Source organism: Pectinatus cerevisiiphilus (assembly GCF_004341685.1).
In the GTDB taxonomy this organism is placed as follows: Bacteria; Bacillota; Negativicutes; order Selenomonadales; family Selenomonadaceae; genus Pectinatus; species Pectinatus cerevisiiphilus.
The window spans coordinates 39993-56247 of sequence record NZ_SMAA01000005.1 but is presented as its reverse complement, the minus strand read 5'-3'; the positions used below and the strand labels follow the sequence as shown (position 1 = coordinate 56247).

Below are 16255 nucleotides of genomic sequence, written 5' to 3'. Positions count from 1 at the left end.
ATATTGTGGCACTTTATGTGCATAGAATAAAGGAGGGGAACCTTAGATGATCGAAATCGAAAAGCCGAAAATAGAAATTGTAGAAATAGGTGAAGATCAGAAATACGGCAAATTCGTTTGTGAACCACTTGAACGCGGTTACGGAACTACGCTCGGTAATTCATTGCGTCGCATTCTTTTATCTTCATTGATGGGAGCAGCTATAACTTCAATAAAAATTGATGGCGTACTTCATGAATTTTCTACAATACCTGGTGTGCGGGATGATGTCACTAATATCATTTTGAATCTTAAGTCCTTATGTCTCAAAATGCATAACGATGAACCGCATACGATCAGTATAGATGTCACTGGTGAAAAAGAAGTAACTGGGGCTGACATCAGGGCTGACGCCGACATTGAAATATTAAATCCCGATCTGCATATAGCAACTGTCGATGAAAGCGGTTCACTCAAAATGGAGATGACTGTTGAACGTGGGCGCGGTTATGTTCCCGCTGACAAGAATAAAAAAGCCGATCAGCCTATCGGTGTCATCCCCATAGATTCAATTTTTTCCCCTATCCAGAGAGTGAATTATACTGTGTCGGATACTCGCGTAGGGAATGTTACAGATTATGATAAACTGACTTTGGAAGTATGGACTAATGGTTCATTGCGTCCAGAAGAAGCAATAAGCAAATCTGCCAGTATTTTAATCGCACATTTTAAACTTTTCCAGAGTATGGCAGGCTGTTCTGAAGAAGAAAATGAATCAGAAAGCACCTTCATGGAAAATGAAGAAGATGACGCGAATAAAGTAATGGAAATGACTATCGAAGATCTCGATTTGTCAGTTCGTTCCTTTAATTGTTTAAAACGGGCAGAAATTAATACAGTAGCTGATCTTGTCCAAAAATCTGAAGATGATATGATGAAGGTCAGAAACTTAGGTCGTAAATCACTTGATGAAGTGAGAAATAAGTTGAAAGAACTTGGTCTTTCACTTTCACATAATGAAGAATAGGAGGAAACAAATTGACTTATAGAAAATTAGGTCGTGACAGTAGCGCCCGTCGTGCCCTTTTTCGCAGCGTGCTGACTTCTTTATTTAAGCATGAACGCATTGAAACAACTGAAGCTAAGGCAAAAGAAATCAGTGCTCTCGCTGAAAAAATGGTTACATTGGCTAAACGTGGTGATTTATATGCACGCCGTCAGATTGCAGAAGATTTGCTTGATAAAGCAGTAATTAAAAAATTGTTTGACGAAATAGCGCCTTCATATAATGAACGTCAAGGTGGCTATACTCGTATTCTTAAACTTGGACCTCGTCGCGGTGATGCCGCTCCGATGGTCATTCTTGAATTAGTAAAATAAAAAACACTTGTCAGCAGCAGGCGATGCTTGTTGGTGATGAGAATGGTCTTTATAAGAACTGTCTTTTGGCGGTTCTTTTTTTTATTGGAAATAACGTTACTATAGTATATATTTTTCTTCAGCTATTGATTTTTTGTAAAATAAAGTTTATTTTAAAAGTAATAAAGAAAAAGGGTGGGTTGAAGTTGGAAAAATATAAAATAGCGGTTATACCCGGTGATGGTATTGGTACAGAAGTTATTGCTGAAGGTGTAAAAGTTTTAGAAAAGATAGCACATATAGATGGGAGCTTTGCCTTTTCATTCGATTATTTTCCTTGGGGATGTGAATATTATTGTAAGACGGGAAAAGTCATGGACGATGACGGCCTTGAACGTCTAAGTAAATTTGATGCTATCTATTTAGGGGCAGTCGGTGCTCCTAATGTACCAGACCATATATCCTTACGTGATTTACTTATTAAAATACGGCAGGGGTTTGATCAGTATGTAAATCTGCGACCTGTTAAATTGTTGGCTGGGGCACCATGCCCTATAAAAAATATTAACAGGGAAGACATTAATATGGTGGTAATACGGGAAAATTCAGAAGGTGAATACGCAGGAGCTGGGGACTGGCTTTATAAGGGAAAAGAACAAGAAGTCGTTTTGCAGACAAGTGTTTTTTCCCGCAAAGGAACAGAACGAATTATTCGTTATGCATATGAATTGGCTAGACATGAAAATAAAACCATCACAAGCATAAGTAAAGGGAATGCCCTTAATTATTCGATGGTGTTTTGGGATGAAGTCTTTAGCGAAGTGGGGAAAGAATATCCTGATGTAAAACAGTATACATATTTAGTAGATGCTGCTGCTATGTTTTTTGTAAAAGATCCAGCACGTTTTCAAGTAGTTGTCACTTCAAACTTATTCGGTGATATATTGACTGATTTGGGAGCTGCTATAGCCGGTGGAATGGGATTGGCTGCTGGAGCTAATATTAATCCAGAAAAAAAATACCCATCTATGTTTGAACCAATACATGGATCTGCACCTGATATTGCGGGCAAAGGAATCGCAAATCCGATGGCGTCGATTTGGTCAGCTGCACAGATGCTGGAATTTTTTGGTAAGAAAGAATGGAGTAATAAAATTATCAGAGCTATCGAAAAAGTTTTAACGGAAAAAACTGTATTGACCGCTGATTTTGGTGGAAAAGCATCAACTAAAGCAGTAGGAGAAGAAATAATACGACAGTTGAGTTTATTGTGCTGATACTCGGGGGACAATAATTGTTATTTAGTAAAATGCTCATTATTTCTTGATATTTATACCTAAAATGGCTACTTTTCAATAATGTAATGACTCTATAAAGTTGGACCAAAACGAAGTAATATTTATTTGTTACTTCATCTTTTTATGGTTCTACACTAAATGTTGGGGTAAGCAAAAATTCAAGCTTACTCTGACATTATTTTTTTACAAAAAAAGCGCATAAAACAAAAAAATCCGTTGCAATTAAAGTTCACACAACTCAAAAGAAAAGATTGATGCTTTATGCTTAAGAAAATATGCTGTTCTATAGTTTAAAGGTTATTTTTTAGTCTCCGTTGTGCTGGACATTTATTAATGTCAGTAGAATACCAAAAACAATATTTACAATTGAAACAGGGTTTATAATTGCAATCACTAATACTCTTCATAATAAAATTTTTATCTGCTAGAAAAGGTCTTCCATATGCAACGAGATCGCACATATTATTTTTTAATAAAAAATTACCGCGATTAATAGTTTGTATATTACTTACTGCTATGATAGGAATGTTTATATTCTTCTTCAAGAAAGCAGCTGTGTACACGGTTTGATTGAACTCGTAATCACTTGATAATTCCAAGCTTTTTAAATGGGGAATACCGGAACATATGTGAATTAAATCCAAACCGCTCTTGATAAGTTCGTTTATAGTTTCTAAATCTAAAATCAAGTTCCAACTGCACCCAAAACGAAAAGAAATCAAAAAATCATCTTTTAAGTTTTTCTTAATTTTTTTTATTATTTCTTTGATTAATCGTGTTCTGTTTGATACATTTCCTCCATACTGATCATTTCTGCTATTTGCAATATCAGAAGTAATCATATTGAGGAAAAATCCATTTGCCCCATGAAGTTCAATCCCGTCGCACCCTGCTTCTTCACAGAGGAAGGCAGCTTTTATAAATTCCTCTCGAATCGTAACTATTTCACTTGTGGATAAGTTATTGATACTTCCACCTTTAAAATAACTGATACTTGGATATGCTAACTGGGCAAAAAAACGAACTTTATTTTCATGGCATTTTTGAACAATTTCTCTTAGATAAGGGGTATGTATATTTCTATCATATGCACATGCCCCTCCGTCTATGGGATATTTCTTGCTCACTGCAAGAGATTGACTGATTATCAAGCCCATTTCACGGGAAGCAAAATTAGAATAATGGGTAATTTGTTTTGCGCTCATGCTTCCATCAGTGTTTGCTTTGAGATAAAATGGAACCATAGGAGCCATAACAATTCGATTTTTAAAATTTACACTGGCAATTTTATATTTTTGCATCGTATTAATCATTTTCATTACCTATATATCCCTGTTTATCTGCTATCATATTGGTTATTATTTCGTGGATTTTGGGAAACTTTGAAAATCCATCGCTATCTAAGAAGTGTCCTCCGGTAGAAAGCTGAAAAAATTTTGCTTCTAAATTATCAGCTAGTTCTTTACTAAATTCAGTTGGGACAATTTTATCATCTATAGCAGTAACCACTGCTCTTAAAGACACAGCACTAATTATCTTTTTATAATTAATTCCGGTGTGAATAAAATTATTAAGCTCTGGTATATTTTCTAATTTTTTATTGAATCCTGATACCAATATAATTCCACCAATTTTAGGAAGTTCTTTTAGAGTTTCAAGATAGCCTAATAAGGCAATACACCCAAGACTATGTGCAATAAAAAAGATATTCTGGCCTAACTTATCTATACTCTCTGATAGCTTACCTATCCATTCTCCCAATTTTGGTTCTGTAGGAGAGGGCATATCACTGATATGTTCTTGTCAGAAGTTAGTTCTTGCTCAAGCCAAGGAAACCAATGCCTATTTGCAGAAGCATTATATCCATGTATGATATATATCTTTTTTTTAGTTATCATAATTATCCTCCGAATTTGTTAAACATTGAATTTGCTTAAATTATAATGTAAAATACTGTAATAAACTAGTATGCACTATTTTGTATGATACACACTAAAAGGAGAGTAATAGTATGGATGCATTATGTCGGAGTACACAAGCTCCTTTTGAATATGCATTATCTATAGTAGATGGAAAATGGAAGTTAAAAATTATATATGAATTAGCGTGTACAAATACGTTGAGATATGGTGAATTGAAGAAAAATATTTCTCAAGTTACGCATAAAATGCTTACTAGTCAATTAAAAGAACTTGAGAAAGACGGAATGATTAATCGCAAAGAATTTTGTCAAATTCCACCTAAAGTGGAATATTCATTAACTAAAAGAGGAATGTCATTTATTCCCATTTTAGAAGCCTTATGTGATTGGGGCAAGGTTCAACAAAATATAAGAAAACCGGAATAAATTCATAATTTCATTACCGAAGTTTTCGACGCGGGATAAAAAAGCTTTTCTTTCATCAGTGAGCACAATGTTATAAGAGCAGCGGTCAGTGGACCATTTTTTGAATTACATAGAGATATATAATCATATAGTTTCACTAAAAATCCCCCCCAATATATTATCGATTTGGATAATATATTGGGGGGGATTTTGATATTTGGGTGTTATAAATGACTAATTAAACGTTGATATCTGCAAGCAGATGGTGAGAAGGTGTAGAATAATTGCTTAATCTTACGATAGAGAGATTAAGTATTTTTATTTTTGGCTTTCTTTTTCTTTCAACATTTCATTTAATGTGTGCCACGCAAGAACTGCACATTTTACACGCGCGGGCATATGGGAGACATCTTTTAAAGCCATAGCTTCATCAAGCTCTTCAAGTTTTGTTTCATTTTTTTCTTCACCACGAACCATTTTTATAAATAGATCAGTCAATTCGATGGCTTCATCAATCTTTTTACCTATTATGAGATCGACCATTATGTCAGTTGAAGCTTGAGATATAGCACAACCTTGCCCATTAAAGGCAGCATCTTTGATTACACCATCTTCAACATTAAGCTCAAGTATTATTTCGTCACCGCAAGTTGGGTTGATTCCTTTTTTTACCAAGACTTCATCACCGCAGTGCGGATTGATGGCAGTTTTACAGTCACTAGCGGTAGAAAGTTTATGTTTATGATCAGGGTGAGCGTTATGCTCCATAAGAATTTCGTTATAAATGTTATTTAGCGCCATTGAAATAGCTCCTTATATATTTTGTTCTGTTGACCAGTTTAATAATGTCTTCTTCATCATTATAAAAGGCCATGCTCGCTCTGCAGCAGAAATTGCATTTGAGATAACGCATGAGTGGCTGGGCGCAATGATGGCCGCCACGTATGGCAACATCGCCCGAGTCCATCAAAGAGGCAACATCATGCGGGTGGATACCTTCTATATTGAAAGCAATAACACCATGATGATGGGAGAAGTCTTTATCGCCATATATTGTTACATAAGGAAGTTTGCTTAGTTCTTCACCAGCAAAACGACCTAATTCAGTTTCTCTTTTAATGATTGTATCATAGCCGATCGAATTCATAAAATCTATTGCAGCGGATAAGCCCACTGCACCGCCAACGTTTTGTGTGCCAGCTTCAAATTTATAAGGCAGTTCAGCAAATGTAGCAGTCTGTTCATCGACATAATCAATCATTTCACCACCAGTTAGAAAAGGTGGCATTTCGTTTAAATATTTTTCCTTACCATAAAGTACACCTATTCCCATAGGTGCGTATATTTTATGACCGGAGAATGAATAAAAATCGCAGTCGAGAGCCTGTACATCTATTTTACTATGAGGAATAGCTTGTGCGCCGTCAATTGAAACAACTGTTTTATTAGCATGGGCGATTTTAATAAGTTCTTTTAAATTTTGCTTTGCACCAAGTACGTTTGAAAGTTGTGTGAGCGAAAGGATTTTTGTTTTGGGAGAAAGTTTATTTTTTAATTCATCAGTTGTTATAAGACCGTTTTTATCAGGGTATAAATAAACAAGTTTTGCATGATGGCGTTTAACTGCTTGCTGCCAAGGAATCATGTTGCTGTGATGTTCCATGATGGAAATAAGCACTTCATCATTTTCTTTTAAAAGTAAGTCAGAAAGGCTATAAGCAACAAGATTAAGCGATTCGGAAGCATTTCTTGTATAAATAATTTCCTGGTGTTTAGCTGCGCCGATAAAATTTGCAATTTTTTCGCGAGCATTTTCATAAGCTTCAGTGGCTTTTTGGGACAAGGCATAGAGACCACGCAATGGATTGGCATTTTCCTGTTTATAATAATTATCTACAGCATCTATGACCATATCAGGTTTTTGGGTAGTAGCAGCATTATCCAGATAAGCCAAATCTTTATAGCGGCGCATTATAGGGAAAAAATTCTTATACTGATTCATTAAAAAGCACTTCCTTATTATAATTGTCGATTTTTGCTGCTAGCATGTCAGGCAATAGGCCTTTCAAGCGGGAAACGGCAGAATCAAGAAAAAGACGATGGGCTGAATTTTCATCGATCCCGCGAGATTTTAAGTAAAAAAAGCGATCCTCGTCCAATGTGCCAATGGCTGCACCATGGGTACCAACCACATCCTCTTCATCACAGAGTATTAAAGGAACACTTTTATTTCTGGCGTTTTTATTGAGCATTAACACGGTTTCACTTTCGTTGCCGATGGAGCCTTTGCAACCGCGATGAAAATCAATTGTGCCACGAGCCGTCTTTTTGCTGGAATCAGAAAGAAAACCAGTCATTTTTATGTCAGAAAGTGTCTTTTTACCATAATGGCGTGCTACATAATTGAGATCAATATCTTGGGTGAGATGGCCAATGTATTCAGAGCGTATTTCAGAATTTGCGTGATAGCCGCGTAAATCCATTATAGCAGAAGCCAAGGCTGTTTCTGCGCCAAGCGGGATTTGCAGGACACTGACTTTAGCTTCATTTTCCAGACAAGCAACGATATTATTAAAAGATAAGGCTGCCTTCCCTAATAATTGCAGACAAGTGAGTTTAAGTGAAGCCCCTTCTGCCGCATGTATTCTGATGAGGTCTGCATATTGTGCAGTACTTTCTGCTGCAGAACTTACAGATACTACTATGTTGGCTGAACTATTTTCTTCAAGCACTATATCCAAAAGGCAGGTGAGCTTGTCAGCAGGTTGAAGGTTCAAGTCGAAGATAAGCGGAGCAGTATCGGTATTGTTTTTAGGAACAATTATTGATTTTGTTAGTGAAGCATTCTGCAATATATAAGTTTCCGTTTTTTTATCACTGCCGGAAAAAGTAAGATCGTCTAGTGTGCGACTATCTTTTAACACAGCAGTGCTGTTGTTAGTTATGATTTTGGGAGAAACAGCAGTATCAGGTTCATTTGATAGATGAATCTCTTTATGGTTTACTTTAAAATGATTCCATGTAAGGGTAGGCAGTTTATTGGCATTAAGTGAAGTATTCATCAGCTGATGCTCCCTTCCATTTCAAGACGTATAAGATTATTCATTTCTACTGCGTATTCAAGCGGCAGTTCTTTGGAAATAGGATTGGCAAAGCCATTGACAATGAGTGTTTTTGCTTCTTCCTCACTAAGACCACGGCTCATTAGATAAAAGACGGCAGCATCATCAATACGACCGATAGAAGCTTCATGGCCGACGTTGACGTCATCGCAGCGTACATCCATTAGAGGAATGGTATCAGAGCGTGATTTATCATCAAGCATAAGTGATTGGCAGGAAACAATTGTTTTACTTTTGTGGGCTTTTTCGGTTACGGTGACGGCACTCCTAAAGGTGCTTGTACCACCAGATTTTGAAAGAGATTTTGTGCTGACAACAGAGGAGGTATGTGGAGCATTATGTAGAATCTTTGTACCAGTATCGAGATTTTGGCCTTCTCCTGCGAAGGTTATGCTGGTAAATTCAGCTTTGGCATACTCTCCATTTAGAATGGTCATAGGATAAAGATAGGAAATATGTGAACCAAAAGAACCAGACACCCATTCCATGACACCGTTCTTTTCAACTTTCGCTCTCTTGGTATTTAGGTTATACATGTTTTTAGACCAATTTTCAATTGTTGAATAACGTAAATGTGCGCCTTCACCTACAAATAATTCGACACAGCCGGCATGTAGATTGGCAACATTATATTTAGGGGCGGAACAGCCTTCGATAAAATGCAGATGAGCACCTTTGTCGACGATAATGAGTGTGTGTTCGAATTGGCCGGCACCAGGTGAATTGAGACGAAAATAAGATTGAAGAGGGATTTCTACAGTTGTATAGGGCGGAACGTAAACAAATGAGCCACCAGACCATACAGCTCCATGCAAGGCAGCAAATTTATGATCAGTGGGCGGCACAAGCTTCATAAAATGTTCTTTTATCATTTCGGCATAAGGACCGGCCAGTGCCTCTTCAATGCCACTGTAAATGACGCCTTTTTCCGCAACAGATTCTTGAATATTATGGTAAACGAGTTCCGAATCGTATTGGGCACCTACACCAGCAAGTGATGTACGTTCAGCGGCAGGGATACCAAGTCGTTCAAAAGTATCTTTGATGTCTTCTGGAACTTCATCCCATTTTGCGGCCATTTTGGTATTAGGGCGGACATATGTTACAATGTTATCTATATTGAGACCAGAGATATCAGGCCCCCAGTTAGGGACTTTTAATTCATGATATATTTTCAAAGATTTTAAGCGATGTTCAAGCATCCAGGCCGGTTCATTCTTTTTAGCACTTATTTGACGTACAATTTCTTCAGTTAAGCCGCTGGCAAGCTTTTCAACATCTTTTTCACCTTTGGTAAAATCATATAAATTACGATTAATATCAGTTATTGAAGGATTTTTGGCTAATGTATCAGACATTACAATCACCTGCTTGTGTTTCAAAATGAATAAAGCCATCCTTGTTTATTTCTTGAATTAGCTCACTGCCGCCTTCGGCAACAATATGACCTTTTACAAGGATGTGCACCTTGTCTATTTTCAATTTATTTAAAATATGCATATTATGCGAGATTATGAGTAAACCTCTTGTTTTGTCCTGCTGGAATTCATTGATGCCTTTGAGCATGATATTAACAGCATCTACATCGAGACCAGAGTCTGTTTCATCTAAGATTGCTAACTTTGATGAAAGCATTAGAAGCTGGAGCATTTCTACTTTTTTCCGTTCACCGCCAGAAAAACCAACATTCAGGTCACGCTCCAGATATTCCTGTTTCAGATCAAGGACCTTTAGTGTTTCGTTAAGTTTTTTGCGGAATAATTTTCCTGTCAGAGGACTTCCCGTATTTTTTACAGCGGCACGCAAAAAACTGTAAAGGGAAATACCCGGTATTTCCACAGGAGTTTGGAATGATAAGAAAATCCCTTTTTTTGCTCTTTTGTCAGTAGGCAGGTCTGTTATGTCTTCGTCTTCAAAGAATACACGCCCATCAGTGAGCTTATAGGCTGGATTAGAGAGAAGAGAGGAGCCAAAGGTGGATTTCCCGGCGCCGTTAGGTCCCATTAAAACATGGGTTTCTCCTTTTTTTATGGTAAGATTTAATGAATGCAGTATAGGCACGTCGTCTGTAGAGGCAACAGAATAATTTTTAACTTCAAGTAATTTATCGCTCATATTGAAAATTCTCCTTCAAATTTAACCAGATAATTATGTAAGCTTTATTGAGTAAATTTTTATAATATGATTTAGCTGTTATTTAGCTATCGTCCATATTATACTACTATGATAAGATATAAACAATAGTTATTTTTTTAGTTTTTTGTTTAAGAATAGTTTATTGCTGAAATAACAGAAAAACTGCCGCTTCAGAAAGTTTTTTACTTATAAATATAAATGATATATGTATAGATATTTATAAATAAAAGCTTTCGTGGCAGCAGTTTTTTATTTTATGCGATGAAAAAATATTTTTAAAAAATTAGACAATATATACGGTATGGGAATCAGTTTATTTTTATGCCATGTATTTCTTCAGCCAGACGCTGTAATGCCGCTACACTGCGCACTCCGGGAGTGATTTCAGAAAGCTTCACTCTTAAAAACTGATTTTTCTGCACAGCGGTTATACTTTGCAGCTGGGGATTATTTTTTATCTTTTCAACCTTCTGGTCGAAATCGTCAGTGCTTCTGATGCTGTTGCTATAATCTACTATGATAATATAATCCGGATTGGCATTTACCACGTTTTCCCAGCTTGTTTTTGCCCATGTTTTATCAACACCCTGGCCACTCATGACGTTTTCGGCTCCGATAAGGTGCAGAAGATTGGTGGTATATCCTTCGAAAACAGTGAAGGGCTGACCATCTTCAGAATCGAAAACAAATACTCTCTTTGAAGGTAGGTTGCTAATTTTTTTCTGAATAACATCTAATTGTTCTTTTTGACTGTTCACCCAGTCATCCGCTTTGTCTTTGACATCAAATATTTCACCAAGTTTAATCATATCATCAAAAAGTGTGGTGAGATCCGCCTGCGTGGACTGCATAGAAGCGGGAATGAAAATAGGGATATGCTGTGCTGTTATTTTTTCAGCTTCAATACCTTTTTTAGTAAAAGGAACTTCCCAGCCGGTGACAAAATCAGGTTTTGTAGACATAAAGATTTCATATGATGGCCATTTGTCGGCAAGAACTTTAACTTTATCATAGTTCTTTTGCAGCGGTGGATAAATATCTTCTTCTTTAAAAGCACTTCCTGCCATTTGATCGGCTAGGCCAAGAGTGAGCATCATTTCTGTTGTTGCCTGTGACATTGAAACGGCATGTTTAGGTGGTGCTGTTACTTTCATTTCTGTAGACTGTCCATCAAGCGTTTCCGTCCATGACACGGGATAGCCGGTTTTTGCGGGAATATCTTGCTTTTGGGTAGATTGTCCGCAGCCTGAAATCAGCAGTGTGAGACAAAGACTAAAAAATATAAATAGCTTTGAAATACTTTTCATGAAAAACCCTCCTTAGTAATATAAAAAATAATTATCATTTTGTTTAGCGGTATAAAATGGTACTTCAAAAATTTTTTCAAGAAATTCGGGTGTGAGAATTTTTGTTGGTTTACCGGCAGCGGCTATTGTCCCATCATACATGACTATAGAATTATCACAGCAGCGTGCCGCAAGGGATAAATCATGCAGCACTATTATGACTGTTTTGCCAAATTTTTTTAATTCTCGCATCAGAGCCAATTTATATTTGACATCAAGATGATTTGTGGGTTCATCTAGTAAAAGGATATCGGGTTCCTGTGCCATAGCTTTGGCTATAAATACACGCTGGCGTTCGCCACCGGACAGTGTTTTTATTTTTTTCCCGGACAGGTGTTTGATGCCCGTATTGAGCATCATTTTATCGGCTATGCGGATATCAGCTGTGGAATAATCCTGAAATCTTTTTTTGTGGGGGTATCGCCCCATTAGGACAATGTCACTGACTAAAAATTCATCTATGGAAAATTCCTGGCGTTGGGAGAGAATGGCCACTTTACGTGCATAAGTGCGGGCGGGAATTTTTTCAATATAAATGCCGTCAAGACTTATTTTTTCACTGCTTTTTAAAAGGCTTGATATGTGTGCTAAAAGTGTTGATTTGCCGCAGCCGTTTGGGCCGATTATGCATGTTATTTTATTGTCAGGAAAAGTTAAGGTTATATTATTGAGAATGATCTGCTGTTTTATTTTATAATTAAGATTTTTTATTTGTAGCATTTTTATTAATCTCCATAACGCTTGCAGATTATCCAAATAAAAAGAGGTGCGCCGATACAAGCAGTCAATATGCCTATGGGAACCTCTTCAGGCCGAAAGATGCTGCGTGAAAGCACATCACCCCACAACAGGATAATACTGCCTGTCAGGCTGGAAAATATAATAAGCCTGCTGTGGAGAGGACCAACCAGAATTCGCGCCAGATGAGGGGAAATAAGACCGATAAAACCAATCAAACCTGCCTTAGTGACAAGTACGGCTACGCAAAGTGAAGCAGCAGTGATAACAAGAAGCTGCAACTGTTTTACAGATAATCCCAATAAGCCTGCTTCCTCGGCACCTAAAAGCAAAAGGTCAAAATCGTGCCGGAAAAACCATAGGAAAATCCCCAAAAAGATAGTCACAGGAGCGGCAGAAATAAGATCAAGCCATTGTATTGCCGATAAACTGCCCAGCAGCCAAAACATTGCACTGCGAACCTGTGCTTCGTGGCGGGCACTGTAGATAACCATCATCGTCAGGGCGGAAAAAAAGGCAGACATGCCCATGCCGATGAGTATAAGTTTTATAGGACTGCTACTGCGGCCGACAAGTACAATGACCAGGGCGGTTGATAAAGCAGCACCGAGAAAAGCGCCGGTGGAAACATTCAGCTGACCAAGTGAAGAAAACCAGCCTAATATAATTGCACATACTGCTCCCGCACTGGCACCGGAAGAAACACCGAGAATATAGGGATCAGCCAGGCTGTTACGGGTGATGGTCTGCATGGCAAGGCCCACCATGGCAAGGCCTGCTCCAGAAATTACGGCAAATAAAGTTCTTGGCAAACGAATAGATAGTAGAATAGTTTCGTGGGTAGCCGAATGCAGGTGTCCTGTTTGAAGAAACGTTAGTATTTCTTTGAGTACAAGAGAACTAGGAATATTAACCGACCCGAATCCAAGGGATATAACTATACTAAAGGTAAGAAAAATAAATAAAATGAAAAATTTAATGCGAATATGCATATTAACCGTCCGTTTATATATGTAAAATATTTTCCTTGTTTATTCATTAGCTTTTTATAAATAGTTCTATGAATTATTATGAAAATAAATAACGCCTTATACAAAAAAGTATAAGGCGTACAAAAAGCACAGCAAAAAATGTACAGGGCCTATCACTCGTAGGTTGTATTCGTATTGCGGGCAGTTCTCCTGGCTCAGCTTCATAACCGTTTCAAGCCTTCCCAGTCATTTGACCAGTGACATTTTATGAAACAGTTCTGCATTACAGTGGCGGGACCGCGCCGGTTTTTCACCGGACTTCTCTGTTAGGCATTATAAGCACCTGCAACGTATAAAATTATGGCTTTATTTTAGCATTCGGTATATTTATGTGTCAAGTTATAAATTAATAATACGAAATTATTTAACCTGAATTATTCACAGGAGTATAAGAATTACTAAACTTGCGGTTTATCTTCAATGATTGGAGTCATAAAAAATGCGGGCAGCTTAATATAAAACCGCCCGCATTTTAACATATCTCATTGCAACGTCTGCAATTCAGTTATTACCAGTTAATGTCAGTGCATAGTATATAAATTGTAGATCTATTCTAATCTTTATTTATTATATGCAATTGTATAACAATGCCCATCATAAATCACGGCAACAGGCTGATGCTTTTTTGACACTTTCAGCAGAACGAAGCAATAAATCCCGTTCAGCATCAGTAAGCTTTACTTCAAAGGATTTTACAACACCTTCCCCACAAAGCATGCGAGGAATGCTCAACGCAATATCACGTAGACCATATTCACCTTCCAATACTGCGGATAACGGCAAAATGGTATGTTCATCATATAGAACGGCTTTGATAAGACGGCAAGCAACCATGGCTATACCCGTGTTGGTCCAACCTTTTAAGTTGATGATATCATAGGCTACCTGGACAACTTCGTCTTCGATTGCCTTACAATCTATTCTTTGCGAAAAGTTAAAACAGTCATCAAGATGACTAAGCGGCATGCCGGCAATATTGACAGTGCTCCAAGCTGTAAAAGCGGAGTTACCATGTTCACCGAGGATGTAGCCATGAATATTTTTTGGATCAACATGGTAATGGTTGGCTAAGATACGGCGTAATCGAAATGTTTCGAGCATTGTACCTGTGCCTACTATCTTTTCACGCGGATAGTCAAAATGTGTAGAAATGTAATAGGTCGCTACGTCAAGAGGATTGGTTATAGCAATTATCATGGCTTCTTTAGTATATTTTGTGATTTCTGACATAATGCTATGCATTACTTTGACGTTGGTTTTTGCTAAAATAAGCCGGTCCGGTGTTTCACCAGGCTTTATGCTAGGCCCAGCCGTGATAATTATAATACCCGCATCATGACAGTCTTTATAAGTGCCAACGTGAACGTTTATATTTGTGCTGTATATGCATGATGTTGCATGACTGGCATCAAGAGCTTCACCTTTAGCTTTAGCAGTATTAATATCAATCAATACTATTTCTGAAGCTAATTGAAAATCAGTGATTTTGTTCAAAATTGCAGAACCAACGTTACTAGTACCAATAATTACAATTTTTCCTTTGTTGACCATAAAAAAATCTCCTCCCTATTACTCATAGGTATACCATATAGATGAATTACAGTATAGTGATTGTTAAACAGGCAGTTCTTGGTTTGCCTTATTATGGTTGTGCATTATTAAATTATTGTATCTAAACGTTTACAATAATTTATTCCGCATAACGACGTTGGCTTTTACCAAGTATTCTATTAAGTTATTGGCACCTGTTCCCTAGATATGCATAGAATGCATTATCTGTTATATTTATGGTTGTTGGCTAATAAATATAATGGAAGCTACTTCAACATTGTTGCATAGACGAGAGGTAATGTCAATAAAGAAAAGCATTGGGAAAAATATAAGACAACTAAGATAAAAAAATACAATATAAATAGAAATTATATATATGACTTGAAATATAAAGATTGTATAAGAAAAGAAAATCTGTGTTGACAATGATATATAATGAGGTATTATTATAAAATAGAGTTAGATTAAGGCGTAGTAACGGTTATTAAAATATTAGATAAAGGTAAGAATATTATAGATGATAGTTTAGGGGATAATATGGATAAAATTGAAATAAAGAACCTTATGTACGAATATATACAGACTGATAACAAGAAAAAAAAGGCACTTGATAACGTAAATTTAACAATAAATAAGGGTGAATTTATTGCAGTTATCGGTATGAATGGTTCAGGAAAATCGACTTTGGCCAGACATCTTAATGGACTTTTATTGCCTACAGCGGGAAGTTGTATCGTAGATGGCCTTGATACTAAAAATGAAACTACAATCTGGCAGGTTAGACAAAAGGTAGGAATGGTTTTCCAAAATCCTGATAACCAAATAATTGCAGCTATTGTTGAAGATGATGTCGCTTTTGGACCAGAAAATTTGGGAATAATGCCGGAAGAAATACGAAAGAGAGTAACAGAAAGTCTTAAAGCTGTTAATATGGAGGAAAAGCGGAATTTTGCCCCGCACCTTCTTTCGGGCGGACAGAAGCAGCTTATTGCCATTGCGGGGGTTTTGGCAATGCGGACGGATTATATGGTACTTGATGAACCAACGGCTATGCTTGATCCTTCTGGTAGGGCGGCTGTGATGGAGGCTGTACATAAGTTGCATGAAAAGTATGGCATGACAATAATTTTGATAACGCATTTTATGGATGAGGCAATATCAGCCGACAGAATAATCGTTATGCACGACGGTAAGGTAGCAGCGGATGGTACGCCACGTGAAATATTTAGTGATGTTGAAAAGATTAGAAAACTTGGTCTTGAATTGCCGTTGGCATCACAGATGGTACATGCTTTGCGAAAACGAAAAATTGAGATTTCTACGGATATCTATACTGATGATGAACTGGTAAAAGCCTTGCAGCTTTAAA

At 37.1% G+C, this 16255-nt stretch carries 17 protein-coding genes and 1 riboswitch; of the genes, 5 read left to right on the top strand and 12 right to left on the bottom strand.

Annotation, left to right across the window (positions count from 1 at the left end):
* The first annotated feature begins 46 nt into the window (after positions 1-46).
* The 3 genes from EDC37_RS04295 to EDC37_RS04285 all read left to right on the top strand — a co-directional run bounded on the left by EDC37_RS04295 (position 47) and on the right by EDC37_RS04285 (position 2615).
* The gene (locus EDC37_RS04295) at positions 47-1006 is read left to right on the top strand and encodes a DNA-directed RNA polymerase subunit alpha (protein ID WP_132548281.1); all 960 of its coding nucleotides are present in this window, start codon (positions 47-49) and stop codon (positions 1004-1006) included.
* A gap of 11 nt (positions 1007-1017) precedes the next feature.
* A complete protein-coding gene (rplQ, locus tag EDC37_RS04290) occupies positions 1018-1359 on the top strand; it encodes a 50S ribosomal protein L17 (RefSeq protein WP_132548279.1) in 342 nt (113 codons plus the stop codon).
* 185 nt (positions 1360-1544) lie between these two features.
* Positions 1545-2615, top strand: a complete 1071-nt coding sequence (locus tag EDC37_RS04285; RefSeq protein WP_132548277.1) for a tartrate dehydrogenase — start codon at positions 1545-1547, stop codon at positions 2613-2615.
* Positions 2616-2926: 311 nt separating this feature from the next.
* Here the strand turns inward: EDC37_RS04285 and EDC37_RS04280 are convergent, their stop codons facing one another.
* Genes EDC37_RS04280 through EDC37_RS12650 form a run of 3 tightly spaced genes read right to left on the bottom strand, consistent with a single transcriptional unit; the run spans position 2927 to position 4534 of the window.
* Positions 2927-3955 carry an oxidoreductase gene (locus EDC37_RS04280; RefSeq protein ID WP_132548275.1) on the bottom strand — a complete coding sequence of 343 codons (1029 nt, stop codon included), beginning with the start codon at positions 3953-3955 and terminating at the stop codon, positions 2927-2929.
* Positions 3942-4421: an RBBP9/YdeN family alpha/beta hydrolase gene (locus EDC37_RS04275; RefSeq protein WP_132548273.1), complete on the bottom strand. Its 480-nt coding sequence runs from the start codon at positions 4419-4421 to the stop codon at positions 3942-3944. Before EDC37_RS04275 ends, EDC37_RS04280 begins: the two co-directional genes overlap by 14 nt.
* Entirely contained in the window at positions 4382-4534 is a 153-nt protein-coding gene (locus tag EDC37_RS12650; protein WP_132548271.1) for an alpha/beta hydrolase, read from the bottom strand. Before EDC37_RS12650 ends, EDC37_RS04275 begins: the two co-directional genes overlap by 40 nt.
* A gap of 113 nt (positions 4535-4647) precedes the next feature.
* Between EDC37_RS12650 and EDC37_RS04265 the strand changes: the two genes are divergently transcribed.
* Positions 4648-4983: a winged helix-turn-helix transcriptional regulator gene (locus EDC37_RS04265; protein WP_132548269.1), complete on the top strand. Its 336-nt coding sequence runs from the start codon at positions 4648-4650 to the stop codon at positions 4981-4983.
* Positions 4984-5280: 297 nt separating this feature from the next.
* Here the strand turns inward: EDC37_RS04265 and sufU are convergent, their stop codons facing one another.
* From sufU to EDC37_RS04220, 9 genes are all read right to left on the bottom strand, one after another.
* Positions 5281-5763, bottom strand: a complete 483-nt coding sequence (gene sufU / locus EDC37_RS04260; RefSeq protein ID WP_132548267.1) for a Fe-S cluster assembly sulfur transfer protein SufU — start codon at positions 5761-5763, stop codon at positions 5281-5283.
* The gene (locus EDC37_RS04255) at positions 5750-6964 is read right to left on the bottom strand and encodes a SufS family cysteine desulfurase (RefSeq protein ID WP_132548265.1); all 1215 of its coding nucleotides are present in this window, start codon (positions 6962-6964) and stop codon (positions 5750-5752) included. Before EDC37_RS04255 ends, sufU begins: the two co-directional genes overlap by 14 nt.
* Complete coding sequence (locus tag EDC37_RS04250) at positions 6951-8024, bottom strand: SufB/SufD family protein (RefSeq protein WP_132548263.1); 1074 nt, start codon at positions 8022-8024, stop codon at positions 6951-6953. Before EDC37_RS04250 ends, EDC37_RS04255 begins: the two co-directional genes overlap by 14 nt.
* Positions 8024-9442, bottom strand: coding sequence for a Fe-S cluster assembly protein SufB (sufB, locus tag EDC37_RS04245; protein WP_132548261.1), 1419 nt, complete (start codon positions 9440-9442; stop codon positions 8024-8026). Before sufB ends, EDC37_RS04250 begins: the two co-directional genes overlap by 1 nt.
* Entirely contained in the window at positions 9435-10199 is a 765-nt protein-coding gene (gene sufC / locus EDC37_RS04240) for a Fe-S cluster assembly ATPase SufC (RefSeq protein ID WP_132548259.1), read from the bottom strand. The genes sufB and sufC overlap by 8 nt, the downstream gene beginning before the upstream one ends.
* A 329-nt stretch (positions 10200-10528) precedes the next feature.
* Complete coding sequence (locus EDC37_RS04235) at positions 10529-11527, bottom strand: ABC transporter substrate-binding protein (RefSeq protein WP_132548257.1); 999 nt, start codon at positions 11525-11527, stop codon at positions 10529-10531.
* 12 nt (positions 11528-11539) lie between these two features.
* Complete coding sequence (locus EDC37_RS04230) at positions 11540-12286, bottom strand: ABC transporter ATP-binding protein (RefSeq protein ID WP_132548255.1); 747 nt, start codon at positions 12284-12286, stop codon at positions 11540-11542.
* 5 nt (positions 12287-12291) lie between these two features.
* Positions 12292-13296, bottom strand: coding sequence for a FecCD family ABC transporter permease (locus tag EDC37_RS04225; protein WP_132548253.1), 1005 nt, complete (start codon positions 13294-13296; stop codon positions 12292-12294).
* A 162-nt stretch (positions 13297-13458) separates the two neighbouring features.
* Positions 13459-13637, bottom strand: a riboswitch (cobalamin riboswitch).
* Between the two features lie 292 nt (positions 13638-13929).
* Positions 13930-14886, bottom strand: coding sequence for an L-lactate dehydrogenase (locus EDC37_RS04220; RefSeq protein WP_132548251.1), 957 nt, complete (start codon positions 14884-14886; stop codon positions 13930-13932).
* A 537-nt stretch (positions 14887-15423) separates the two neighbouring features.
* Between EDC37_RS04220 and EDC37_RS04215 the strand changes: the two genes are divergently transcribed.
* On the top strand, positions 15424-16254 hold the full coding sequence (locus tag EDC37_RS04215) for an energy-coupling factor transporter ATPase (protein ID WP_132548249.1): 831 nt from the start codon (positions 15424-15426) through the stop codon (positions 16252-16254).
* Position 16255 lies beyond the last annotated feature (1 nt).

Coding starts and splice junctions, on each gene's coding strand:
- EDC37_RS04295 (WP_132548281.1), top strand. CDS start 47: ATGATCGAAATCGAAAAGCCGAAAATAGAAATTGTAGAAATAGGTGAA.
- EDC37_RS04280 (WP_132548275.1), bottom strand. CDS start 3,955: ATGAAAATGATTAATACGATGCAAAAATATAAAATTGCCAGTGTAAAT.
- EDC37_RS04275 (WP_132548273.1), bottom strand. CDS start 4,421: ATGCCCTCTCCTACAGAACCAAAATTGGGAGAATGGATAGGTAAGCTA.
- EDC37_RS12650 (WP_132548271.1), bottom strand. CDS start 4,534: ATGATAACTAAAAAAAAGATATATATCATACATGGATATAATGCTTCT.
- EDC37_RS04265 (WP_132548269.1), top strand. CDS start 4,648: ATGGATGCATTATGTCGGAGTACACAAGCTCCTTTTGAATATGCATTA.
- sufU (WP_132548267.1), bottom strand. CDS start 5,763: ATGGCGCTAAATAACATTTATAACGAAATTCTTATGGAGCATAACGCT.
- EDC37_RS04255 (WP_132548265.1), bottom strand. CDS start 6,964: ATGAATCAGTATAAGAATTTTTTCCCTATAATGCGCCGCTATAAAGAT.
- EDC37_RS04250 (WP_132548263.1), bottom strand. CDS start 8,024: ATGAATACTTCACTTAATGCCAATAAACTGCCTACCCTTACATGGAAT.
- sufB (WP_132548261.1), bottom strand. CDS start 9,442: ATGTCTGATACATTAGCCAAAAATCCTTCAATAACTGATATTAATCGT.
- sufC (WP_132548259.1), bottom strand. CDS start 10,199: ATGAGCGATAAATTACTTGAAGTTAAAAATTATTCTGTTGCCTCTACA.
- EDC37_RS04235 (WP_132548257.1), bottom strand. CDS start 11,527: ATGAAAAGTATTTCAAAGCTATTTATATTTTTTAGTCTTTGTCTCACA.
- EDC37_RS04230 (WP_132548255.1), bottom strand. CDS start 12,286: ATGCTACAAATAAAAAATCTTAATTATAAAATAAAACAGCAGATCATT.
- EDC37_RS04225 (WP_132548253.1), bottom strand. CDS start 13,296: ATGCATATTCGCATTAAATTTTTCATTTTATTTATTTTTCTTACCTTT.
- EDC37_RS04220 (WP_132548251.1), bottom strand. CDS start 14,886: ATGGTCAACAAAGGAAAAATTGTAATTATTGGTACTAGTAACGTTGGT.
- EDC37_RS04215 (WP_132548249.1), top strand. CDS start 15,424: ATGGATAAAATTGAAATAAAGAACCTTATGTACGAATATATACAGACT.